At 69.2% G+C, this 23,216-nt stretch carries 17 protein-coding genes and 2 pseudogenes; 11 read left to right on the plus strand and 8 right to left on the minus strand.

Annotation, left to right across the window (positions count from 1 at the left end):
- Window positions 1–119 precede the first annotated feature (119 nt).
- Complete coding sequence (locus MTAB308_RS24005) at window positions 120–884, minus strand: hypothetical protein (protein ID WP_077102767.1); 765 nt, start codon at window positions 882–884, stop codon at window positions 120–122.
- Window positions 885–1,080: 196 nt separating this feature from the next.
- On the opposite strand from MTAB308_RS24005, the gene MTAB308_RS24010 reads away from it, so the two are divergent.
- On the plus strand, window positions 1,081–2,817 hold the full coding sequence (locus MTAB308_RS24010; protein ID WP_425436355.1) for an MFS transporter: 1,737 nt from the start codon (window positions 1,081–1,083) through the stop codon (window positions 2,815–2,817).
- On the opposite strand, the gene MTAB308_RS24015 is transcribed toward MTAB308_RS24010, so the two are convergent.
- Window positions 2,814–6,212, minus strand: a complete 3,399-nt coding sequence (locus MTAB308_RS24015) for a TM0106 family RecB-like putative nuclease (RefSeq protein ID WP_077102771.1) — start codon at window positions 6,210–6,212, stop codon at window positions 2,814–2,816. The genes MTAB308_RS24010 and MTAB308_RS24015 overlap by 4 nt on opposite strands.
- A gap of 105 nt (window positions 6,213–6,317) precedes the next feature.
- On the opposite strand from MTAB308_RS24015, the gene MTAB308_RS24020 reads away from it, so the two are divergent.
- The gene (locus tag MTAB308_RS24020) at window positions 6,318–6,677 is read left to right on the plus strand and encodes a hypothetical protein (protein ID WP_077102773.1); all 360 of its coding nucleotides are present in this window, start codon (window positions 6,318–6,320) and stop codon (window positions 6,675–6,677) included.
- 65 nt (window positions 6,678–6,742) lie between these two features.
- On the opposite strand, the pseudogene MTAB308_RS24025 reads toward MTAB308_RS24020, so the two are convergent.
- Window positions 6,743–7,298, minus strand: a pseudogene (locus MTAB308_RS24025) (LppP/LprE family lipoprotein).
- 535 nt (window positions 7,299–7,833) lie between these two features.
- On the opposite strand from MTAB308_RS24025, the gene MTAB308_RS24030 reads away from it, so the two are divergent.
- From MTAB308_RS24030 to MTAB308_RS24055, 6 genes and pseudogenes are all read left to right on the plus strand, one after another.
- Entirely contained in the window at window positions 7,834–9,525 is a 1,692-nt protein-coding gene (locus MTAB308_RS24030) for a DEAD/DEAH box helicase (RefSeq protein WP_077102775.1), read from the plus strand.
- Window positions 9,522–10,664, plus strand: a complete 1,143-nt coding sequence (locus tag MTAB308_RS24035; protein ID WP_077102777.1) for an acyltransferase family protein — start codon at window positions 9,522–9,524, stop codon at window positions 10,662–10,664. Before MTAB308_RS24030 ends, MTAB308_RS24035 begins: the two co-directional genes overlap by 4 nt.
- A 45-nt stretch (window positions 10,665–10,709) precedes the next feature.
- Window positions 10,710–12,251, plus strand: coding sequence for a DHA2 family efflux MFS transporter permease subunit (locus MTAB308_RS24040; protein WP_083746734.1), 1,542 nt, complete (start codon window positions 10,710–10,712; stop codon window positions 12,249–12,251).
- Window positions 12,252–12,262: 11 nt separating this feature from the next.
- Window positions 12,263–13,069, plus strand: a complete 807-nt coding sequence (locus tag MTAB308_RS24045) for a GNAT family N-acetyltransferase (RefSeq protein WP_077102780.1) — start codon at window positions 12,263–12,265, stop codon at window positions 13,067–13,069.
- Window positions 13,056–14,312 carry a lysine N(6)-hydroxylase/L-ornithine N(5)-oxygenase family protein gene (locus MTAB308_RS24050; RefSeq protein ID WP_108637395.1) on the plus strand — a complete coding sequence of 419 codons (1,257 nt, stop codon included), beginning with the start codon at window positions 13,056–13,058 and terminating at the stop codon, window positions 14,310–14,312. The genes MTAB308_RS24045 and MTAB308_RS24050 overlap by 14 nt, the downstream gene beginning before the upstream one ends.
- 203 nt (window positions 14,313–14,515) lie before the next feature.
- Window positions 14,516–15,166: pseudogene (locus tag MTAB308_RS24055) on the plus strand (PE family protein); the annotation flags it as partial.
- Window positions 15,167–15,195: 29 nt separating this feature from the next.
- On the opposite strand, the gene MTAB308_RS24060 reads toward MTAB308_RS24055, so the two are convergent.
- From MTAB308_RS24060 to tap, 4 genes are all read right to left on the minus strand, one after another.
- A complete protein-coding gene (locus tag MTAB308_RS24060; RefSeq protein WP_077102786.1) occupies window positions 15,196–15,768 on the minus strand; it encodes a TetR/AcrR family transcriptional regulator in 573 nt (190 codons plus the stop codon).
- Window positions 15,768–17,009 (minus strand): cytochrome P450, encoded by a 1,242-nt coding sequence (locus MTAB308_RS24065; RefSeq protein WP_173842226.1) that lies wholly within the window; start codon window positions 17,007–17,009, stop codon window positions 15,768–15,770. Before MTAB308_RS24065 ends, MTAB308_RS24060 begins: the two co-directional genes overlap by 1 nt.
- Window positions 17,010–17,202: 193 nt before the next feature.
- On the minus strand, window positions 17,203–18,570 hold the full coding sequence (locus MTAB308_RS24070) for an FAD-binding oxidoreductase (protein ID WP_077102790.1): 1,368 nt from the start codon (window positions 18,568–18,570) through the stop codon (window positions 17,203–17,205).
- A gap of 10 nt (window positions 18,571–18,580) precedes the next feature.
- Entirely contained in the window at window positions 18,581–19,822 is a 1,242-nt protein-coding gene (tap, locus tag MTAB308_RS24075; protein ID WP_077102792.1) for a multidrug efflux MFS transporter Tap, read from the minus strand.
- A 62-nt stretch (window positions 19,823–19,884) separates the two neighbouring features.
- On the opposite strand from tap, the gene MTAB308_RS24080 reads away from it, so the two are divergent.
- From MTAB308_RS24080 to MTAB308_RS24090, 3 genes are all read left to right on the plus strand, one after another.
- Window positions 19,885–20,712, plus strand: a complete 828-nt coding sequence (locus MTAB308_RS24080) for a uracil-DNA glycosylase (protein WP_077102794.1) — start codon at window positions 19,885–19,887, stop codon at window positions 20,710–20,712.
- Window positions 20,709–21,827, plus strand: a complete 1,119-nt coding sequence (locus MTAB308_RS24085; RefSeq protein WP_077102796.1) for an FAD-binding protein — start codon at window positions 20,709–20,711, stop codon at window positions 21,825–21,827. Before MTAB308_RS24080 ends, MTAB308_RS24085 begins: the two co-directional genes overlap by 4 nt.
- A gap of 143 nt (window positions 21,828–21,970) precedes the next feature.
- Window positions 21,971–23,002: an LLM class flavin-dependent oxidoreductase gene (locus tag MTAB308_RS24090; protein ID WP_077104730.1), complete on the plus strand. Its 1,032-nt coding sequence runs from the start codon at window positions 21,971–21,973 to the stop codon at window positions 23,000–23,002.
- A 2-nt stretch (window positions 23,003–23,004) separates the two neighbouring features.
- On the opposite strand, the gene MTAB308_RS24095 is transcribed toward MTAB308_RS24090, so the two are convergent.
- Window positions 23,005–23,211 carry a hypothetical protein gene (locus MTAB308_RS24095; protein WP_077102798.1) on the minus strand — a complete coding sequence of 69 codons (207 nt, stop codon included), beginning with the start codon at window positions 23,209–23,211 and terminating at the stop codon, window positions 23,005–23,007.
- Window positions 23,212–23,216 lie beyond the last annotated feature (5 nt).

The following is a 23,216-nucleotide window of genomic DNA, read 5'->3' on the forward strand; positions in this document are numbered from 1 at the left end:
ACTCTCCCGCGCCCCTGGTAGTGGGGCACCTCACACCCGCGCCGGTCCCGGAACGTTTCCGCCCCAATAAAGGCTAACCTTTTGCCGGCAATCCGCGAGAGCGACCGGTGAGTGAACCGCTAGCCGGCCTCGTGGACCGGAGGCAACACCCGCAGCGTGCTTGGCCAGCGGGTGGGCGCCGGCCCGAACGCCTGGCGCGCGTTGGTGACGATCTTTTTGCCCACCATCCGGTTGCCGGCGCCGCCGATCACGGCGCCGATGCCGACCGGCAGCGCCTTGCCGAACATCAGCGCACCCTTGCGCACCGTGTACCGCTTGACGAAGTACTTGAGCATCCGCGTGTTCAGCCGGCCCAGCGTCGGCAACGGTAGGGACGCCATGCCCTCGGCCAGCCAGCCGCCCTGGGTGCGGCCTGGACCGATCAGCTCGCCGATCGCGCGGCGGCTGTCGTCGCCGACCAGGACGGCGAGCACCAGCGCGCGGCGCCGTTCCCGGTGGTCGGCCGGGATGTTGTACACGGCGGCCTTCGCCAGCACGAATAGGGCCGTGGCCTCGACGAAGAACACGGTTTCCCCGGCGCCCGCGGACACCGCCGCCAGCGTCCCCACCCCGGGGAACGTCGCGGCCGAACCGACCGCGGCCCCGCTGGCCGTCAGCGCCGCCAGGAAGCGCTTTTCCAGCTTGGCGTCGATTTCGGCGGGAGTGGCGGCCGGGTGCGTCCGGCGCAGCCTGCTGACGTACGCCTCGGCCGCCGGGCCGTGGATGCGCGTACTGCGCTCGATGACCTGCGCCAACGCGCGCGCCGACGCTTTGGGCCGACCACCGTCGGCCGGCGTCTGCTCCGGCTTTGACGCGTGTGAAGCTCTGTTCCGTCGAGCCCGCATAGTGCCTCTCCTGGCCTTCCCCGCCGTATGGCGTCCTTCCCAGGCTAACCCGCGTTTGCCAAAACATCGGCCGGTCGCGAAGCCCAAGGAGCCCGCCGATTGCCGCATCGGGATAATGCGGGCAGGGTGAGGTACCGGCCGTTCGTTTCCAGGGGGAGGCCACATGACCAGGGCGACGTCGAGTCGCGCCGACTTCATGACGCGGTGGAACTCCGCGATGGCTTCTCATTCGCCGGCCTCCGGGAATCCCTGGAACGCGCTGTGGGCGCTGATGGTCGGCTTCTTCATGATCATGATCGACTCGACCATCGTCGTCATCGCCAACCCGACGATCAAGGCCGACCTACACACCGGGTACGCCACCGTGGTCTGGGTGACCAGCGCCTACCTGCTGGGATACGGCGTCGTGTTGCTGGTGGCCGGGCGGCTCGGCGACCGGTTCGGCACCAAAAACCTCTACCTGATCGGGCTGGCGGTGTTCACCGCAGCATCGATGTGGTGCGGGTTCTCGGACAGCGCAGCCATGCTGATCGCGGCCCGGGTGGTCCAGGGCGTGGGCGCCGGGGTGCTCACCCCGCAGACCCTCTCGACGATCACCAGGATTTTCCCGCCGGAGCGGCGTGGGGTGGCGGTGAGCCTGTGGGGTGCGACCGCAGGCGTGGCCACGCTGGTCGGGCCGCTGGCCGGCGGCGCCCTGGTCGACGGGCTGGGCTGGCAGTGGATCTTCTTCGTCAACGTCCCCATCGGCGTCGCCGGGCTGGCGCTGGCCGTGTGGCTGGTTCCCGTGCTGCCCACCCAGGCGCACCGGTTCGACCTGGTCGGCGTCGGGCTGTCCGGGCTGGGCATGTTCCTGATCGTGTTCGGGCTGCAGCAGGGCCAGGCCGGCCACTGGCAGCCCTGGGTCTGGGCGATGATCGTCGCCGGCGTCGGATTCATGTCGGTCTTCGTGTACTGGCAGGCCGTCAACACCCGCGAGCCGTTGATCCCGCTGCAGGTCTTCGCCGACCGCGACTTCACCGTGTGCAACGCCGGGGTCGCCGTCACCTCGTTCGCGACGACGGCGATGATGCTGCCGCTGCCGTTCTTTCTGCAGGCCGGATGCGGACTGTCGCCGACGCGCTCGGCCCTGGTGATCGCCCCGATGGCGGTCGCGGGCGGCGTGCTGGCGCCATTAGCGGGCCTGATCGTCGACAGGTACCACCCGCGCCCGGTGCTCGGCTTCGGCTTCTCGATGATGGCGATCGGGCTGACCTGGCTGTCGTTCGAGATGTCGCCGTCGACGCCGATCTGGCGGCTGCTGCTGCCGTTCGCGGTGATCGGCGTCGGGAGCGCGTTCGTGTGGGCGCCGTTGACGGCCACCGCGACGCGCAACCTGCCCGACGACCTCGCCGGGACGGGCTCCGCCGTGTACAACTCGGTGCGGCAGTTGGGCGCGGTTCTCGGCAGCGCGGGCATGGCCGCGTTCATGACGTGGCGGATCGGCGCCGAGATGCCGTCGGCGACTGCGGCGCCCGAGGACACCGCGTCGGCGCAACTGCCCGAGTTCCTGCGCGAGCCGTTTTCCACCGCGATGGCGCAGTCGGTGCTCCTGCCGGCGTTCATCGCGTTGTTCGGCATCATCGCCGCGCTGTTCCTGGTCGGGTTCGCACGTTCGGCCCTCACGGCGTGGGATGCGGCCGATGCGGGCGACGTCGTCGACGACGACTATGACGATGACGAGTACGTCGAGTTCATCCTGCTGCGCGAACCGGACGCCGGCCCCCCGCCGCCCGTGGGACCGGCGGCCCTTGCCCACAACGGTTCTCGTGGCTCCCATGTTTCTCGCGTCGAGGGCGGGAAGCCGCCCCGCCCGATGGTGTCACCCGGACACCGCCACCGACCCGATCCGGGTGAGGCGCCCACCGGCTACGGCCGGCACTCGTCGGGCAACTAGTCCCGCGTCAGCGCCAGGAAGGCGCCCAGGTCGATCAGGCCCGCGGGTGTGCCGGGGAGATACTCGGTGAGTGACTGCGAGCGGACGATCACCGCGGTGTACTGCGCCCGGCTGACGGCGACGTTGAGGCGGTTCCTGTTGAGCAGGAACGAGATTCCGCGTGGCACCACGTCTACCGACGACGCCGTCATCGAAACGAAGACCACCGGCGCCTGCCCGCCCTGAAACTTGTCGACGGTGCCGACGCGCACCGCGCCAAGCTTGGCGGAGTCCAGCCGCCGGCGAATCAGCGTCACCTGCGCGTTGTAGGGGGCCAGCACCAAGACGTCGGAGGCGGCCAGCGGCCGGGAGCCGCGCTCGTCGGTCCATGACCTGCCGAGGATGTGATCGATCTGCGCGGCGATCGCGTCCGCCTCCTCGGGGCTCTCGGTCGAATTGCCTTGGTGGGCAACGGTAATCACCCGCACACCGGGCGGGCAGCCGTCGAGGTGACGCGCCGCGGCGCATTCGTGGGAGCGCAGCCTGCCCTCGTAGGACAGCGCGGACACGGCGGCGCAAACCGCCGGGTGCATGCGGTAGGAGCGGTCCAGGAAGTAGCCGCGTTCGTCCGGCAGCGTGCGCCCGCCGTCCACCAGCCAGTCGAGCGCCGACGTGTCGACCGGTTCGGGATGCGTTCCCTGGCTGACCTGCGGCAGCTGCTGGGGATCGCCCAGCAACAGCAGATTGGCGGCCGCCGGCGCCACCGCGACGGTGTTGGCCAGGCAGAACTGGCCCGCCTCGTCGATCACCAGCAGGTTCAGGGCACCCGGCGGCACCCGAGTGGCATTGGCGAAATCCCATGCGGTGCCGCCGATCACGCAGCCTTGATTGCTTTCGATGAAGGCCGCGTACTCATTCGACTCGATCTCCCGCCATCGGGGTGCTTCGTGGCCGGCGGGTTTCTTCGCGACCCGCGCCGGGTCCAGGCCGGCGTCGATCACGCAGTCCAACAGGTTCTCCACCGTGGCATGGGATTGCGCCACCACCCCGATGCGCCATCCGTGCTCGGTGACCAAGCGTTGGATGACGCGCGCCGCGGTGTGCGTCTTGCCGGTGCCTGGCGGCCCGTGCACCGCCAGGTAGGACGAGTCCAGGTCGAGCGCGGCGGCGGTGATGTCGGCAACAGTGTCGGCGCTGCGGGGCAGCGGGTCGCCGGTGCGGGTGCGTGGCGCACGGCGCAGCAGCATGTCGGCGACGGCGCTGCGCGGTAGGCGCGGCAGCCCGGCGGCCACCGCAGCGGCGGTCGATTCGATGGACTCCCTCAATGCCGCCGTGGGGATCGGTGGGCCGGGGGTGAGCGCGAACGGCAGTTGGTGAAACGTGTTGCCGTCACTGCCGACTCGCTCAATGATGACGACCTCCGTGGGCACCGCCGGGTCGTCGACCGCGATGACGTCGGCGCGGCCGGCCGCGCGCCGGTCCGGGCTGTCGGTCATGCCCGGTGGGGCCGGGGGCTCGTAGAGGGCAAAGACGTTCGTCACCAGGTCGCCGCGCGCCAGTTGTCCGCTCAGCCGCACTTGTCGCCGCGGCTTGCGGGCGCGGGGCGGAGTGCGCCAGTCGGCGTCGACCGACGCCGACTCGGCGAGGAAGACGTCGGTGTCGTCGGACCATTCCTCGACGGGGAAGTTCAGCCGGTCGAAATGCGCCCACCAGAACGGCTTGTCCTCGCGCCGGGGGTAGCCGCGGGCCGCCGACACCAGGCCCACGGCCGTCTGCTCGGGCGTGCGGTCACCGACGCCGGCGGCGCCGGCGAACGTCGACAAGGCCGTCGCCAGCTGGTCGCGGTCTTCGACGGTGTTGCCCTCCGCAACCGGTTGGGCGCCGACCGGTACGACGCCGGCCTCGTATGCGCGCAGCATCAGCCAGTTGCGCAGCTCGCGGGTGGAGCGGCAATCGTAATGGTTGTAGTCCTCGATCTCCTTGAGCACGGACGCGGCACCGTCGTGCTCGCCGGCCGCGCGCAGTTCGCAGTAGCGGGCGTAGGAGGTGATCGATTCGGCGGCCGTGGTGACGTCACCGGCGCGCAGCTGTGTCCCCATGTAGAGCGGTTCGAGCGCCTTGAGGCTGAACGACTCCGCGCCTACGCGAATGCTCTTGCGCACCAGGGGATAAAGGTCGACCAGGGTGCCGCTGCGCAGCAATTCGTCGACCTCGTCTTCGCCGACCCCGTACCGCCCGGCGAGCCGCAGCAGCGCGGTCTTCTCGTAGGCCGCGTAGTGGTAGATGTGCATGTTGGGCCGGCGCTTGCGGCGCTTTTTGACCATCGCCAAAAAGTCGGTGAGCGCCTTGCGCTCGTCCATCCGGTCGTGCGCCCACAGCGCGTGAAATTTTCCCGTGGCGTCCAGGATGCCGAACAGATACTCGAGGCCCCAGTCGTGTGCGTCTGCCGTCCACAGCGGGTCGCCCTCGAAGTCGAAGAACAGATCACCGGGGTCCGGCTCGGGCAGCAGGGTCAGCGGCTGGGGGTCGACCATCTCGAATTGCGGTGTCCCGGTAGCGCGTTGGCGCAGCTGCAGTTTGGCTTGTGCCGTCAGTTTGTCCAGTGCCGGGGGCGCCAGGCCGGGCACCGAGGCGGTACGGCCGGCCAGCGTGGCGATCGTGGTGACCCCTGCGTCGATGAGCTTGTCGCGCTGGGCGATTCGCATGCCGGCGACCAGCAGCAGGTCATCGGTGGCACGCAGCTGCTCGGTGCACAACGGGCAGCGAAAGCAGGCGGCCACGCCGTCGTCGGCCCAGCGCACCGTGGTGCCCGCGGCATGGTGGGCATCGAGCAGTTGCTGCAAATGCGCGCGCTGCGAACGGTATACGGGAATCAGGTCACCGATCCGGTAGCGCACGACCGTGCCGTCGCCCAGTTCCAGTTCGGCCTCCGGCGCCACGGCGACGCCGGAGGCGACCAGCGCGTCGGCGTAGGCCGCCAGCTGCAGCAGGGCGGTGACCTTGGGCGAGCGCGCCAGCTTGGTGTCGGTGACCCGGTATCGCTCGTCGTCGAGAACCAGGAAGTCGGCGAACCCGGCGAAGCGCCCGTCGAACATCGCGGCCTGATACACCACCGGCGCACGGTCGGCGATCGCGCGCCGCGTCGCCTCGGCCGCTGCCATCAGCCCGGCGACGGTGTATGACGGGCGGCCGATGACCGCGACGCCCTCGCCGAGCTCCTCGCGGAATCGGGCGAGGCGTCGTCGTTCGTGCTCGGTGCCGAGAGTGGCCGTGCGCGCGAGTAATTCGTCCTCGACGCTGACCGAAGGACCCCAGCCGAGCTTTGCGTCGAAGTCCCTCAGCAGCGCGTACTCGCAGCGGGCGGCCGCCGCGAGATCCGACGCGCTGTAGACGATCCTGTCGTCGGTGACGAACACAGCAGCCACAGTAGGCGAGGGATCCGACACCGGACCGACGCGGCCGCAGTGTCGGGCCGACCGCCCTTCGGCCCTTCAGGCCGACGAAGCGGTAACTTCAGCGGGGTGATTACCGGGGCCTTTCTCGCCGAAGCGGCTTCGGTGGTGGACAACAAGCTCACGGTGTCCGGCGGAGTGCTGTCCGGCTTCAGGGTGGGGGACGACCGGTTAGCGCGGTTTGTGCTGGTCGTGCTCACCCAGGCGGAGACCGACAGTCCGGTCGGATTGGTCGAAGTCGAGATCAGACCCCCGACGGACGACGAGCCGCTCAATGTCGAATACGAGCTGCCGGAGGGCGCCGCCGGCGGCGAAATCGGGTTCGCCTTCTTCGACATCGAGGTTCGCCTGCCCTCCAACGGCCGTTGGGTGTTCGTGGTGACCGGTGGCGCGGGCGCGTTCTCGCTTCCGCTCCAGGTGAGCGGCTGACGCTCTTCGCTGGCGCGCGGCCGGCCAGTGGCCCCCTACCGCCCGAGTCGCTGAGCCATCCTCCCTCAACCGCCGGGCTTGTTCCCGATGAGCTCGACGCCGCTGCCGTTCCACCGGAACTTCACCGTGGTACTCAGGCCGATACCGCTGGGGTAGGTGAGCGCGACCGTGTCACCGGTGGTTTGCGCGGGGTCAACCCCGTTGAACCCGTAGGTGTCGGGCACGCCTTGCGGGATGAACTGGCCGAGGTGAAACAGCACCGCCCGGGTCGAGGGATTGCCCGCGTTGGTGTTGGCCTTGATGATCACCGCCGACAGCTGGGCGCACTCGTTGTAGTTGCCCGCCAGCGGCTCGGGGTTCCAGGCCTGCTGGCTGCGCGGATCACGTGGCAACTCAGAGACGACCTTTGCGATCGTGGGCGAGGCGAGGTTGACGGCGCACGGATCAGGCGCCGCGCTACCGGGGGGCGGGGCAGCCGCTGGCGTCGGGGGACGCCGTTTCGCTGGTTGTCGTCGCCTGCGGCGTCTTGGCGACGGTCGAATCCCCCGAACCGCAGGCGGTCAAAGCCGAAGTAGCGACGACGGCGAGGCCCGTCAGCGCGCGATGAATCAGCGAACACACACCGCGAAACCGTACCGTTATCGCGCCCGCGGGTGGGGCAGGCGTGGCCGAGGGCTCGCCCGGTGTCGTTCACTTGGGGGCAGTGGCCGTCGGCGACGATCGCCTCGGGGGAGGGGTGCCAGCGCTCCAGTTCGGGTTGGGCTGGCGTCGCCGCCGCGGCGGGGAACGTCGTCAGCGGTGCGTTGTTCATCCCTCTACGCGCGACGGCTCCCCGTCAAGCGCTTAAATGCCTGGTCGGGCGAGGTCATCGCAGGATACGCACGCCGCCGGCGGCAGTGCGTTATGCGCCCGCGCCGCGACCATACAGCTGTATTGTCGCCCGGTGGCTGCGCCGGATCCCCTTTGCGATGGTGCGCAGATGTACGGCTTACGCGGCGTGTCGCCGTACAAACACGCGCGTTCGCGATCCCTTAGGTGTGTGGTGACCCGCCACGCTCAGCTCCGCTGAGCTGGCGATCACCACGGGGCTCGATGGTGGTGACCCGCCACGCTCAGCTCCGCTGAGCTGGCGATCACCACTAGACTCCAGGTCCTGATGACCCTCCCCGACAGCCGCCCCGAGGCTGCCTCTCCCACGTTCGCCGACCTGCAGATTCACCCTGCGGTCCTGCGGGCCACCGCCGACGTCGGCTACGAGACGCCGACCGCCATCCAGGCGGCGACGATCCCTCCGCTGATGGCCGGGTCCGACGTCGTCGGGCTGGCGCAGACCGGCACCGGCAAGACGGCGGCCTTCGCGATCCCGATCCTGTCCAAGATCGACGTCAAGAGCACCGCGACCCAGGCGCTGGTGCTCGCCCCCACCCGCGAGCTGGCCCTGCAGGTGGCCGAGGCGTTCAGCCGCTACGGCGCGCACCTGCCCCAGATCCACGTGCTGCCGATTTACGGCGGGTCGTCCTACGGCGTGCAGCTGGCCGGGCTGCGACGCGGCGCGCAGGTGGTGGTCGGCACCCCGGGCCGGGTCATCGACCACCTCGAACGCGGCACCCTGGACCTGTCCCATATCGACTACCTGGTGCTCGACGAGGCCGACGAGATGCTCACCATGGGTTTCGCCGAGGACGTCGAGCGCATCCTGTCCGAAACCCCGGAATACAAGCAGGTGGCCCTGTTCTCGGCCACCATGCCGCCGGCCATCCGCAAGCTCACCAAGAAGTACCTGCACGATCCGTTCGAGGTCACCGCGAAGGCGAAAACCGCCACCGCCGAGAACATTTCGCAGCGCTATATCCAGGTCGCCGGCCCCCGCAAGATGGACGCGCTGACCCGCGTCCTCGAGGTGGAGCCGTTCGAGGCGATGATCGTCTTCGTGCGCACCAAGCAGGCCACCGAGGAGGTCGCCGAAAAGCTCAGGGCCCGAGGGTTTTCCGCGGCCGCCATCAACGGCGACATCCCGCAGGCGCAAAGGGAGCGGACCATCGCCGCGCTCAAGGAGGGAGGCTCCAAGGGCATCGACATCCTGGTCGCCACCGACGTGGCCGCCAGAGGCCTCGACGTCGAACGGATCTCGCACGTCCTCAACTACGACATTCCGCACGACACCGAGTCCTACGTGCATCGCATCGGACGCACCGGGCGGGCGGGGCGGTCCGGAACCGCGGTGCTGTTCGTCTCCCCGCGGGAGCGCCACCTGCTCAAGGCGATCGAGAAGGCGACGAGGCAAACGCTCACCGAGGCCCAACTCCCCACCGTCGAGGACGTCAACACCCAACGCATCACGAAGTTCGCAGACTCTATCACCGACACGCTCGCTAACCCGGGAATCGACCTGTTCCGCAAGCTGGTTCAGGACTACGAACGCGAGCACGATGTTCCGATGGCTGACATCGCTGCGGCGCTGGCGGTGCAATCCCGCGACGGCGAAGCGTTCCTGATGTCGCCCGAACCGCCGCCCGAACGGCGCGAACGCCGGGAACGTCCCAAAACGACAAGCGAAAGACCTAGGCAGTCAAGGGATTTCGCCACCTACCGGATCTCCGTGGGCAAGCGGCACAAGATCGGCCCCGGCGCGATCGTCGGCGCCATCGCCAACGAGGGCGGCCTGCACCGCAGCGATTTCGGCCACATCGCCATCGGACCGGACTTCTCGCTGGTGGAGCTGCCGGCCAAGCTGCCGAGGGCGACGCTGAAGAAGCTTGAGCAGACCCGCATCTCGGGCGTCCTGATCGACTTGCGACCCGACCGCTCACCCGCCAAGACCAAACCACGCCGGAAACACGCCGGATGACGCTGTCCGAAGAACGGGACGCCCAGGGCGGTCTCGAGCAGGTCTCCCACGTCGACCGCGTCGCATCCCTGACCGGCATCCGCGCGGTCGCCGCGCTCACCGTCGTCGGCACCCACGCGGCCTACACCACCGGTAAGTACACCCACGGCTATTGGGGCCTGGTCGGCTCACGGCTGGAGATCGGCGTGCCGATCTTCTTCGTGCTGTCGGGCTTCCTGCTGTTCCGCCCGTGGGTGAAGTCGGCCGCCACCGGTGGCCCGCCGCCGTCGCTGAGTCGCTATGCGCGGCACCGGGTCCGGCGCATCATGCCCGCCTACCTCATCACCGTGTTGTTCGCCTACGTGCTCTACCACTTCCGCGAGGCGGGCCCGAATCCCGGGCACACCTGGCTGGGACTGGTGCGCAACCTGACGCTGACGCAGATCTACTGCAACGGCTACCTGGGCAAGTACCTGCACCAGGGCCTGACGCAGATGTGGAGCCTGGCGGTGGAGGCCTCGTTCTATGTCGTGCTACCGCTGCTGGCGTACCTGCTGCTGGTGCTGATCGCCCGGCGGCGATGGCAGCCCAAGGCGATGCTGGCCGCGCTGGCGGGGATGGCGCTGATCAGCCCGGGATGGTTGGTCCTGGTGCACACCGATCACTGGTTTCCCGACGGCGCCCGGCTGTGGCTGCCCACCTACCTGGCATGGTTCCTCGCCGGCATGGCGCTGGCCGTGCTGCAGGCGATGAAAGTGCACTGCTACGCGTTCATGGCCATCCCGCTGGCGATCATCTGCTACTTCATCGCGTCGACGCCCATCGCGGGCGCACCCACCACGTCGCCGGCGACGCTGAGCCAGGCCATCTTCAAGACGGTGTTCTACGCCGTGATCGCCGCCCTCGCGGTGGCACCGCTGGCGCTGGGTGACCAGGGGCTGTATTCGCGGCTGTTGGCCAGCCGGCCGATGGTGTGGCTCGGTGAGATCTCCTACGAGATCTTCCTGATCCACCTCATCACGATGGAATTCGCGATGGTGTACGTCGTCCGCGCGCACGTCTACACCGGCTCGATGCTGTACCTGTTCATCGCGACGATGGTCATCACCATCCCGCTGGCCTGGCTCCTGCACCGTTTCACCCGGGTCAAGGACGGCTAGGTGGCCGGCGACGAAGGGGATGGGGGGACAGCGCTTCATCCTCGGCTGACGCTGCTCGCGGTCTGCCTCGCGGTGTTCATGTTGCTGCTCGACATGACCATCGTTTCGGCCGCGCTCGCCAACATCCAGGCCACCCTGGACGCCGACCTCAGCGGTTTGCAGTGGGTGGTCGACGCCTACGCGCTGCCGATGGCGGGATTGCTGCTCACCGCCGCGACGTTGGGTGACCGACTCGGGCGGCGACGTCTTTATCTGGGCGGGATGGCCGCGTTCACGCTGGCGTCGGCCGGCTGCGCGCTGGCCCGCAGCATCGAGATGCTCAACCTGTGCCGGGCCCTGCAAGGCAGTGGCGGGGCGATCCTGCTGGGCGTCTCGCTGCCGATGGTGGCCGCGGCCTTCCCCGAACAGCGGGGGCGGGGGATCGCGATCGCGATCTACGGCGCCGTGATGGGTGCGGGCGCCGCCGTCGGGCCGCTGCTCGGCGGGGCGCTGGTCGGAGCGTTCGGCTGGGAGTCGATCTTTTTGATCAACGTGCCGATCGGCGCCGTGGCACTGGTGATCGCCGTGCGGTTCGTCCCGGAAACCCGTGCCGCGCAAGATCGTCCACTCGACTTGGTCGGCACGGCCGTATTGTCGGCCGCGCTCTTCGCGGGCGTGTACGCGTTGATCGAGGGCAATCACCGCGGCTGGACCGACGGGGTGATCCTGGCGCTGGGCGCGTTTTCCGTATTGGGCCTGTTGGCATTCGGGTGGTGGGAGTCGCGGGTGAGCGCGCCAATGCTCGACCTTGGCGTGGTGCGTCGCCCGGGTTTCGCGGGGGTATCCCTCGCGGCGTTCGCCGCGGCTGGGACCCTGATCGCCGCGACCAACTACCTTGCGCTGTATTTCATGAACACGCTGGGGTACAGCCCATTTCAGTCGGGGCTGCGGGCGCTCCCGCTGACCGTCGCCTGCGTGCTGGGCGCCCCGCTGGCCATGACCGCCGCGCGTTATTTCCCGGCGTGGACGTCGATCCCGGGTGGTGTGGCGCTGATCGCGGTCGGGTTGTGGCTGATGACCGGGGTCGGGGAGAGCACGCAGTGGACGCACTTCATCGCGGGTTCCGTCGTGGCCGGGCTGGGCCTGGGCGGCCTGTTCGCGTTGACGTCCGACATCGCACTGCAATTCGTGCCGGTCGCCGACGCCGGAATGGCGACCGGCGCGGTGAGCACCGTTCGCCAGGTCGGCATCCTGGCCGGCGTCGCGGGCCTGGGGGCGTTATTCGGTCCCAGGGCGTCCGCCAGCGCCACGCACGAACTGGCTCAGCTCGGCGTCCTCGGCCCCGGCGCCGCACGCCGCCTGATCGACAGCGTGTCCGCCGGCGCGGGCCTGCGGGTGCTCGATTTCCTGCCCGCCGACTACCGTCCCGCGCTACCGGCCATCGCGCGGGCGGCCCGCCAGGCCAGTGCCGCCGGAATGCAGGCCGCGCTGGTGGCCGCGGCGGTCGCCGCCACCGCCGCCGCGGTCGCGACCGCGATCTTGATCGCGGTCGGCGCGCGCCGCCACGGTGAGCCCGAAATACCGTTTGCTGAAGGCATGTCCGTGTAACGTTCTCATCCATGTTGGGCGATGCGGTCCTCATCCCCGCGACGGATAACAACCGTTACAGCGTCATAATCTCCAGCGACCCCGCAAACATCGAAGCTGCCCAGCGGTTGCGCTACCAGACGTTTGCCGAGGAGATGGGCGCGGCACTGCCGCGGGCCGTCCGCGGACCGCTGACCGGGGACATGATCGACGTCGATCAATTCGATCCGTACAGCGATCATCTGCTGGCCCGAGACGAGACGACCGGACAGATCGTCGGGTGCTACCGGCTGCTGCCGCCCGACGGCGCCCGGGCCGCCGGCGGCCTGTTCGCCGACACCACCTTCGACATCGGTGGCCTGAACGAGTTGCGTGACCAGCTGGTCGAACTCGGGCGCGCAACGGTGCACGCCGAGCACCGCAGCGGAGCGGTGATGGGTTTGTTGTGGGCGGGAATCCTTCGATATCAGGAGATCAGCGGCTATCAGTTCGGAATCGGATCGCTGTCGGTCCGGATGGAGGACGGCGGCCCGCGCGGCGCACTGGTCCGGGGTGTGCGCGACGCGGCCCTGAGCGGGCATCGCGCCCCTGACCAATATCGGGTTTATCCGCGAAACCCCGTCACCGTCAACGGATTGAGCCTTTCCGAGTTACCCGACCCGGGCCGGGTGCGCATCCCGCCGATGGTGCAGGGATCGCTGCGGATCGGGGGGATGATCTGCGGAGAACCCTCCTACGATCCCGACTTCGACATGGCCGATTTCGTGGTGCTGATCAATAGGACCACCGTCCGCGAACGCTATCTGGAACGATTGGCGCGGTCCTATGCCCATTCCTGAACAGACCGGCCTGCTCGGCGTCGGCTTCGGGCCGTCGAATCTCGCTTTGGCGATCGCTTTGGACGAGCGAGGCTTGGCGGCGGTGTTCCTGGAGCGGCAGCCCAAGTTCGGTTGGCACCTGGGCATGCTGCTGCCCCATGCGCGCATGCAGATTCCGTTCCTCAAAGACCTGGTGACCCTGCGAAACCTGCACAGTGACTTCACGTTTCTGAACTACCTCGGCGAGCGCGGCCGCCTGGTCGAGTTCATCGGCCAGCACACGCTGTTTCCCAGTCGACTGGAGTTTCACGATTATCTCGAGTGGGCCGCGGCGCGGGTCGCCGCCGACGTCCGCTACGGCCACCGCGTCGTCGAAATCTCCCCCGGCGACACGGGGTTCGTGGTGCGGACCGAGCCCGACCGCGTTATCCATGCCGCGACACTGGTCATGGCGACGGGGCTGCAGCCGGAGCTGCCCGCGGGCGTGATCGAAACCCCCCGGCAGTGGCACAGCCACCGGCTGCTCGGTAACCTGGCCGCGCTGACGCCCTCTGCCCCAAAGCGATTCGCCGTCGTCGGCGCGGGCCAAAGCGCGGCCGAGGTGGTCGCCCACCTCCACCAGGCCTACCCGCAGGCCGAGGTGCACGCGGTTTTCGCCCGATACGGGTACAGCAGCGCCGACGACACCCCATACGCCAACCGGATTTTCGACCCGTCGGCGATGGACGAGTTCTATCGCGCCGACACGCAAGTGCGCGAACGACTGCTCGATTACCATCGCTCAACCAATTATTCGGCGGTCGATCCGCCACTGATCGACGAACTCTATTCGCGCGAGTACGCCGAGCGGGTGTCTGGTGCCCGCCGACTATTCATGCACAACACGTCCGAAGTCATTGCCGCGCAAGAATTCCCGGACAAGGTGCGACTGACGATATCCCACCTGATCGATTACTCGCGTGCCACGCTGGACTGCGATGCGGTTGTTTACGCGACGGGCTACGCTCCGATGGACGTCCGGCGCCTCCTGGGAGACCTGGCCGGCCGCTACGAATTCGATTCACACGGGCGGCCCGCCGTCACGCGGGACTATCGGCTGATACCGAAGGCGGGAGCCCCGGGCGACATCTATCTCAACGGCGGAGTCGAGCACACTCACGGCCTGTCGTCATCATTGCTGTCCAACGTGGCGGTGCGCGCCGGGGAAATCGTGACCGCATTCGAGGCGCGCCACCAGTGCAGGCCCCACGCCGCCTCCGCGTAGTGGCCCTGAGCGGCACGGAATTGATCCAATCGCGATTAGATATTTTCGGTGACAATCTCGGCAGACCGGGCGTGATGTCCCGAGCTGATCTGAGGACTTCGGGCTTCCTCTGACGCCGATTGCCGTACGTCTGTCGCAGGAGCACCTTCACGACTTCCTTCGTGTTCGCCGTTTCGGAGAACCCGGCCGACGCTTCGGCGAACCTGACCAGCCTCGGCTCATCGCTACAGCAGGCCCATGCGGCGGCGGCGGGGTCCACGACGCAGATCGCCACGGCGGCGCAGGACTAGGTGTCGGCAGCGATCTCGGCGGTGTCCGGCGACGTCGGCAAGGAATTTCAGGCGCTCAGCGCGCAGGCGGCGGCGTTTCATAGCCAGTTCGTTCAGGCGCTGAACGGCGGCGGGTTCGCCTACGAGGCCACCGAGGCCGCCAACGCGTCGCCGCTGCAGACGCTCGAACAGGACATCCTGGGTGTGATCAATGCGCCCACCCAGGCGCTCACGGGGCGCCCGCTGATCGGCAACGGCACAAACGGCGCCCCGGGGACGGGCAAAACGGCGGGCCCGGTGGGCTGCTGATCGGCAACGGCGGCAACGGCGGGTCAGGGGTGAATGGCAATGCGGCCGGTGTCGCCGGCGGACCCGGCGGTCACGGTGGCGCCGCCGGCCTCTTCGGCAACGGCGGTCTCGGCGGCGCGGGTGGAACCGGCGATACGCTGGTCAGGGCGGCACCGACGTCGACGCCGCCAACCCCGGCCCCGGCGGACTTGGCGGCGAGTCCACCCCGACGAACACCGCCGGCGCAGCTACGTCGCTGACAACGGCGGCCCCGGCGGCGCCAACGGTTCGATCGGAACGCCTGGCACCAACGCCGCCAACATCCCCTAGCGGGCGCCGACCGGCGCCACGATCGGGACGACGAACTCCTCGATCATCGCCCGCTCGTCGGCCTCATCGTGCCCCGGGAACATCAACAGCGACGTGAGCACCCGCACCACCCAGCGGGCCCGGCGCTGCACGGCGGCCGGCTCTTCCGGACCGAGCGAGCCGACGAAGGCCGCGGCCAACGCGGTGATCACCTCGGAGTGCCCGGCCAGCTCGCCGCCGAGCGGCGGGCGGCTGAGGGCGAACCACGATGACAGCGCAGGGCTTTCGCGGACCATCCGCAGCGTGGCGCTCATGCTGGCGACCAGCCGCACGCGCGGGTCCTCGATGCCGTCGATCTCGTCGGCGATCGCGCGGGCGAGCCGCCGGGTTTCGCGGTGCACGTAGGCCGTCCGCAGCGCCTCGCGGTTCTCGAAGTACCGATACAGCGTCGCACGGGAACACCCTGCAGCCCTGGCGATTTCGTTCATGCCGATCGACGCCTGGTCCCGCTGGGTGTAGAGCTGCTCGGCCGCGTCGAGGATCCGGTCGGCGGCGACTTCGCCCCGGTGGGGGGCCAGCCAGTCGGGCATCAGGCGTTCACCCGGATCGGCACCGACAGTGGCCGCCTCACATAGCTGCCGCCGGACCACACGATGCCGGACTCGTCGACTTCGAAATCCGGGCAGCGGGACAGCAATTCAGTCAGCGCCACCCGGGACTGCATGCGGGCCGCGGCCGCGCCCAGGCAGTGATGGGCGCCGTGGCTGAACGTCAGGATGTTGCGGGGGCAGCGGGTGACATCGAGTTCGCCGGCGTTGGGCCCGTATTGGCGTTCGTCCCGGTTGGCCGACCCGTACAGCAGCAAGGCCTTACGGCCGGCCGGGATGGTCGTGCCCTGAATCGTCACGTCGCGCGTGGCGGTGCGCGCCAGCCCCTGCACCGGCGACGTCAGCCGCAGCAGCTCCTCGACCGCGTCGGGAATCAAACCGGGATCGTCGACCAAACGCCGCCGCTGGTCGGGGCGCTCGTGCAGCAAAGGCATTGAGCCACCTAGCATTCCGGTGACGGTGTCATTGCCGCCGGTGACCATCGTGAACGTGAACGCGAGCACCGACAGCGTCCCGGAGATGTCGCCGTCCGCGCCCACCCCGGCCGCCACCAGGTGCGAGATGGTGTCGTCCTCGGGCTGGCTGCGGCGCCGCTCGATCAGACCGGTGAAGTAGGCCATCATCGACCCGATGGCCTCCCCGACGGTTTCCAGCGCCGCGCCGATCCCGCCGGCGACGGTGTTTCCCGCGACGATGGTCTCGGTCCAGCCGTCGAACTGCGCGCGATCCTCCTCGGGCACACCGAGGTAGTGGGCCACCACCATCGACGGCAGCGGCTTGAACAGCTCGGTGACGATGTCCCCGCCGCCGTCGGCGCGCAGCCTCTCGATGCGCTCGATGACGAAGCCGCGCACCTTGGGCTCCACCGCCTCGACCTGCCGGGGTGTGAAACCGCGCGACACCAGCTTGCGAAATTCGGTGTGCACCGGTGGATCCTGCATCACGAACGGGGGATTGTCTTTCAGCCCAATGAGATCCAGCTCGCCGTAATTGACGGTCAGGCCCTGCGCGGAGGAGAAGGTCTCGTGGTCGCGCGCCGCCGCCCAGACGTCGGCGTGCCGGGACAACACGTAGTAGTCGTGGTCGTGCCGGCCGTCGGGCACGACGTGGTGCACGGGGTCATGGTCGCGCAGCGCGCGGTACATCGGCCACGGAGCGGGCCAGGTGTCGGCGGTGGCGAGCCGGAACGCCGCCGGGGCCTCATGAGACATAACCGCAGCCATGTCTCATTCGTACGACAAGAGGGAGATGATGTCAAGGGCTGGCCAGAACGGGGCCACCTTCGCCAGGCATGCCTCATTCGGCGTGAGTTGACGGCTTCGAGGGTGCGTCCAGTGCGTAAAAACGCACGAAATCGCGCCCAACAGCGCACACCGAAAGCCACGGGCGCACACTCAACGCGCCGAGCGCACGGACCTAGATCGCCGCGCCCGGATTGAGGATGCCCAGCGGGTCCAGCGCGCGCTTGATGCGCTGGTTCAGCTCCATCACCTCGGGTCCCAGGTAGCCGTCGAGCCACGGCCGCTTCAGCCGGCCGACGCCGTGCTCGCCGGTGATCGTGCCGCCCAGCCCCACGGCCAGGTCCATGATCTCGCCGAAGGCCAGGTGCGCGCGCTCGGTCATCGCGGCGTCGGCGGGGTCGTAGACGATCAGCGGGTGGGTGTTGCCGTCGCCGGCGTGGGCGATCACCGAGATCATCAGGTCCCGCTCCGCGGCGATGGCCTCGATGCCGGTCACCAGCTCACCCAGCGCGGGCAGGGGGACCCCGACGTCTTCCAGCAGCAGCGAGCCCTTGGCCTCCACCGCGGGGATGCAGAACCGGCGGGCCGCGATGAAGGCCTCGCCCTCGTCCGGGTCGTCGGTCGAAAAGACTTCCGTTGCGCCGTTTTCCGCGAACACGGCGGCGATCACCCCGGCGTCCTGGCTGCCGGCGCGCCCCCTTTCGTCGGAGCCGGCCACCAGCATCGCGGCCGCCCCGCGATCCAGGTCCATGCGCAGGGTGTCCTCGACGGCGTTGATCGCCACCGAATCCATGAACTCCAGCATCGAAGGGCGCAGCCGCGCAACGGTTCCCAGCACCGCGTCGACGGCCGCGGAGACCGAGGCGAACGTGGCCACCACCACGCTCGACGTGTTCTGCGCGGGCAGCAGCCGCAGTGTCACCTCGGTGACGACGCCCAACGTGCCCTCGCTGCCGACGAAGAGCTTGGTCAGGGACAGTCCTGCGACGTCCTTGAGGCGCGGGCCGCCGAGGCGCACCGCGGTGCCGTCGGCCAGCACCACCTGCATGCCCAGCACGTAATCCGTTGTGACGCCGTACTTTACGCAGCACAGGCCACCGGCGTTGGTAGCGATGTTGCCCCCGATGCTGCAGATCTCGAACGACGACGGGTCGGGCGGGTACCACAGTCCGTGCTCGGCGACGGCCTTCTTGACTTCGGCGTTGAACAGTCCCGGCTGGCATACCGCGGTGCGCGTGACCGGGTCGACGGCGATGTCGCGCATCTTTTCCGTCGACAGCACGATGCCGTCGTCGAGCGCGGTGGCCCCTCCGGACAGGCCGCTGCCGGCCCCGCGGGTCACCACCGGCACCCGGTGGGCGCTGGCCCAGCGCATGACCGTCTGCACCTCCTCGGTGCGCCGTGGCCGGACCACGGCCAGCGGCTTGCCTGCCGACGGATCGAAGGCGCGGTCCTGGCGGTAGCCGTCGGTGATGGTCGGGTCGGTGACGACCATCCCGTCGGGCAGCTTGGCGATCAGCTCGGCCAGGGCGTCGGCGTTCACGCCCAAAATCCTACGGCGCGGGATCGACCGCCAACTCCGGTTCGCGGTCCAGTTCGCGCAGAGAGGGCAGCCAGCACGCGACGAGGCCGACCAGCAGGATCGGCACCGCCAGCGCCAGGAACGTGACCTTCAGCCCGGCGGCGTCGGTCAGCGGACCGGCGACCAGCAAGCCCAACGGGCCCGCCGCGTACGTCAGGCCCGCCATCACGCCGACCACTCGACCGCGCAGGTGGCGCGGGGCCCGCGTCTGCATCACGTAGTTGTAGATCGGTTGGATCGGGCCGTAGACCACTCCGGTCACCGCGCACAGCACCAGGATCACCGGCAACGGCGGCAGGAACGCGATGCCGACCGCCGCCGCACCGAAGGTCAGCATCGCGGTCAACACGGCCGTGCGCCGCCGCACGTGCGTCGACAGCACGGCGTAACCGAGCGCGCCCACGACGCCGCCGCCCGCCAGCGCCATCAACGCCCAACCCAGCTGCGCGGGCTGACGATGGTCGCTGAAGTACTTGGGAAACAGCACGCTCTCCATCGGCAGGTACAGCGCGGTGACGACCAGGTCGATCAGCCCGAGCGCCCGCAACACCCGCAGGTTCCACACGAATCGCACCCCCTCGGCGACGCCGGACACCAACCCGGCGGGCCGGGTCGCGAGGTGCGGCTTGCCGGCACCATCGAGCCGGAGCGCCCCGATCGCGAGGAAGGACAACGCGAACAAACCCGCCGTGATCCACATCGTCTTGACGCCGCCGACCGCGGCGATCGTCAATCCGCCGATGCCCGGTCCCACGATGAACCCCAGGTTCTGAATCGCCTCGTAAATGCTGTTGGTGCGGTCCAGCGACCAGCCCGCGCGGTCGGCGGCCTCCGGCAGCATCGATTGGCGCGCCGTCATCCCGGCCGGGTCGAAAGCGGCCGCGAAGAAGGCCAACACGGCCAACACCGCGACGGTGAGCGCGGCTCGGCCGGCCGTCAAAGCGATGAGCGGAACGGCGGCCACCGCCGTGCCGGACAGCGAATCGGAGATCAGCGACACGCGGCGGCGCCCGAAGAAGTCGACCGCCGTTCCGGCGACCAGCGTGGCGAACACCAGCGGCACCGTCATCGCGGCGGCCACCACCGAGGCGTCCTTCGCGCTGCCGTGGTGCTGCAACGCCAGCCACGGGAACGCGACGATCGAGATGCCGGTGCCCGCGGTCGCCATCAGGGTGGCGAACAGGATCAGGAACGCGGGGCCGCTGCTTTTCATGGGATATCGCGGCTGAATGTAGCGCCCAAGCGGCAGCCGCGGCGACCGATTTTTCTCCGCTCATGCACGATGTCCATGTGCTCGCCCACCCGCATACCGGCCAGGCGTTCGCGTCTCCGGTGGTGCCCGGCACCGGATGGCCGGGCGACCCGGCCACGCCGGCCACGCCGGTCGCTGCCGACCCGACCCAGGTCGCCGCGCTGGCCGCCCAGGCCGCTTCGATACCGGACCTGGACGCCGCGATCAGCGTGTGCCGCGCCTGCCCGCGGCTGGTCGCTTGGCGCGAGGAGGTGGCCGCGGTCAAGCGCCGGGCCTTCGCCGACCAGCCCTACTGGGGGCGGCCGGTGCCGGGCTGGGGTTCCGAGCGGCCTTGGTTGCTGATCGTCGGGCTGGCTCCCGCCGCGCACGGCGCCAACCGGACCGGGCGCATGTTCACCGGCGACCGCTCCGGCGACCAGCTGTACGCGGCGCTGCATCGGGCCGGGCTGGTCAACCAGCCGACGAGCGTCGACGCGGCGGATGGCTTGCACGCCAACGGGATTCGGGTCTCCGCCCCAGTGCGCTGCGCGCCGCCGGCCAACGCGCCGACGCCCGCGGAGCGGGACACCTGCTGGCCCTGGCTGCAGGGCGAATGGCGGCTGGTGTCCGAGCATGTCCGCGTGATCGTCGCGCTGGGCGGGTTCGGCTGGCAGATCGCGCTTCGCCTGCCGGGCCTGTCCGGCCGGCGCAAACCGCGCTTCGGCCACGGTGTGGTGGCCGAGCTGGAGTCCGGTGTGCGATTGCTGGGCTGCTACCACCCGAGCCAGCAAAATATGTTCACCGGTAGGTTGACTCCGGAAATGCTCGACGACATCTTCACCAACGCAAAGAGGCTGGCAGGCATCACGTGACGGACATCCTGGTTTCCGGCGCCAGCGTGGCCGGCATGACGGTAGCGTATTGGCTTGGTCGCCATGGCTATTCGGTCACGGTGGTGGAGCGCCATCCCGGGCTGCGGCCGGGGGGCCAGGCCATCGACGTGCGCGGGCCGGCGTTGACGGTGCTCGAACGCATGATGCTGCGGGCCGCCGCCGACCACGTGCGGACCCGAATCCGGGGCGCGTCCGTGGTGGACCGCGACGGCAACGAGCTGTCGGAGGACACCGAATCGACTCCGACGGGCGGGCTCATCGCCAGCCTCGACATCGAGCTGCTGCGCGACGACCTCGTCGAATTACTTTATGACTCAACAAAACTCGATACAGAGTACATGTTCGACGACAGCATCGCGGCGTTGGAGGACGACGGCACCTCGGTCAAGGTGACGTTCGAGCGCGCCGACGCGCGCAGCTTCGACCTGGTGATCGGCGCCGACGGCCTGCATTCCAACGTGCGCCGGCTGGTCTTCGGCCCCGAGGCGCAATTCATCGAGCGGCTGGGCACCCACGCGGCGATCTTCACGGTGCCGAACTTCCTCGACCTGGACTACTGGCAGACCTGGCATTACGGCGACAAAACCATGGTCGGCGTCTACAGCGCGCGCAACAACACCGAGGCGCGGGCGATGGTGGGCTTCATGGAGGCCGACCTGCGGATCGACTACCGGGACACCGAGGCGGTGTTCGCCGAGCTCGAACGGCGCATGGCCGACGACGGCTGGGTCCGGCCACAGCTAATGGAGTACATGCGGACCGCGCCGGACTTCTACTTCGACGAGATGTCGCAGATCAAGATGGACCGCTGGTCGAAGGGCCGGGTTGCCCTCGTCGGCGACGCCGGCTATTGCTGTTCGCCGCTGTCGGGCCAGGGCACCAGCGTCGCGCTGCTGGGCGCCTACATCCTGGCCGGCGAACTCGCGGCGGCCGGGGAGGACTATGAAGCCGGTTTCGCCAACTACCACGCCGAGTTCCACGACTACGTCAAGCGCAACCAGTGGCTGGTGATCGACAACATCCCGGGGGGTGCGCCGATCCCGCAGGAGGTGTTCGACCGCATCGTCAACTCCATCACCCTGAAGGACTACTGAGCCGGCTCCGCGTGTGAATTGCTGGCTTTGCGTGTGAAGCGAGGGTGAAAAATCGGCCGAAATCCCGCCCTGTGTTCACACCGCAAGCCGTCAGTGCACAGTCGCGGGGGAACGTTCGAGCGCCGAAGGGCGTTGACGCCATCGTGCGACTTTCCGTCCTTGATCTCGTCCCGGTGCGCACCGACCAGAGCACCGGCGACGCGCTGGCGGCCACCGTGCAGCTCGCCCAGACCGCCGACCGGCTCGGTTACACCCGCTACTGGGTCGCCGAGCACCACAACATGCCGTCCGTCGGCGCCACCAGCCCTCCCGTCCTGATCGCCTACCTCGCCGCGCAGACCACGCAGGTAAGGCTGGGATCGGGCGGCGTGATGCTGCCCAACCACGCGCCGCTGGCGGTCGCCGAGCAGTTCGCGCTGCTGGAAGCCGCCGCCCCCGGCCGCATCGACCTGGGCATCGGGCGCGCGCCCGGCTCCGACCCGGTGACGTCGTACGCCCTGCGCGGCAGCCGCGGCGACGAGGACATCGAGAACTTCCCCGAATACCTCGACGACGTGGCCGCGCTGATGAGCGCGCGGGGCGTGATCGTGCCGCTGTGCTCGGGGGACTACCGGCTCAAGGCCACCCCGGCGGCGGCGAGCGAGCCGCGGCTGTGGCTGCTGGGCTCGTCGATGTACTCCGCGCACCTGGCGGCGGCCAAGGGGCTGCCGTACGTGTTCGCCCATCACTTCTCCGGCCAGGGCACCGAGGAGGCGCTCGAGGTCTACCGCTCGAAGTTCAAGCCGAGCAAGCTGACCCCCGAGCCGCTGACGTTCTTGACGGTCAACGCCGCGGTGGCCGAAACCCGTGACGAGGCAACGGCTTTGATGCTGCCCAACCTACAGATGATGGCGCGGCTGCGCACGGGTCAGCCGCTCGGGCCGGTGCCGCGGGTCGAGGAGGCCGAAGTGGCGCAGCTCGGTCCGGAGCAGCAGCGCATCGTGGAGAGCGGGTTGCGCCGGGCCGTCCTCGGCACCCCCGCGGAGGCCGCCGAGCAGGTGCGGGCGCTGGCCGAACGGTTTGGCGTCGACGAAGTGATGGTCCACCCGGTCGCGTCGGCCCACCTCGGCACCGACCCGTCGACCGCGCCCGCGCGGGTCGCGACGCTGGAGCTGTTGGCCAAGGAGCTGTTCTAGCCCTAGACGCCGCCGTTCCCGCCGGATCCGCCGGGCAGCCCGGCCTCTGCGAGAACCCCGCCGCCGCCGGTACCGCCGCCGGCGGGACCGTCAGCGCTGCTGTTGTGGGGGTACGAGTTGCCGGCCTTGCCCGCCAGCGCCACTCCCCGCGCCGCGTCATCGGCGATTGCGCGCGTGGTCTCCCCGATTTCGTGGTCGCGGCCGATCATGGGCC

Source organism: Mycobacterium terramassiliense, from assembly GCF_900157385.1.
GTDB lineage: Bacteria > Actinomycetota > Actinomycetes > Mycobacteriales > Mycobacteriaceae > Mycobacterium > Mycobacterium terramassiliense.

Bases quoted from the DNA above. Each gene is read 5' to 3' on its own strand.
- MTAB308_RS24005 (WP_077102767.1), bottom strand. From the start codon at position 884: ATGCGGGCTCGACGGAACAGAGCTTCACACGCGTCAAAGCCGGAGCAG.
- MTAB308_RS24010 (WP_425436355.1), top strand. From the start codon at position 1,081: ATGACGCGGTGGAACTCCGCGATGGCTTCTCATTCGCCGGCCTCCGGG.
- MTAB308_RS24030 (WP_077102775.1), top strand. From the start codon at position 7,834: ATGACCCTCCCCGACAGCCGCCCCGAGGCTGCCTCTCCCACGTTCGCC.
- MTAB308_RS24035 (WP_077102777.1), top strand. From the start codon at position 9,522: ATGACGCTGTCCGAAGAACGGGACGCCCAGGGCGGTCTCGAGCAGGTC.
- MTAB308_RS24045 (WP_077102780.1), top strand. From the start codon at position 12,263: ATGTTGGGCGATGCGGTCCTCATCCCCGCGACGGATAACAACCGTTAC.
- MTAB308_RS24050 (WP_108637395.1), top strand. From the start codon at position 13,056: ATGCCCATTCCTGAACAGACCGGCCTGCTCGGCGTCGGCTTCGGGCCG.
- MTAB308_RS24060 (WP_077102786.1), bottom strand. From the start codon at position 15,768: ATGCCCGACTGGCTGGCCCCCCACCGGGGCGAAGTCGCCGCCGACCGG.
- MTAB308_RS24065 (WP_173842226.1), bottom strand. From the start codon at position 17,009: ATGGCTGCGGTTATGTCTCATGAGGCCCCGGCGGCGTTCCGGCTCGCC.
- tap (WP_077102792.1), bottom strand. From the start codon at position 19,822: ATGAAAAGCAGCGGCCCCGCGTTCCTGATCCTGTTCGCCACCCTGATG.
- MTAB308_RS24080 (WP_077102794.1), top strand. From the start codon at position 19,885: ATGCACGATGTCCATGTGCTCGCCCACCCGCATACCGGCCAGGCGTTC.
- MTAB308_RS24095 (WP_077102798.1), bottom strand. From the start codon at position 23,211: ATGATCGGCCGCGACCACGAAATCGGGGAGACCACGCGCGCAATCGCC.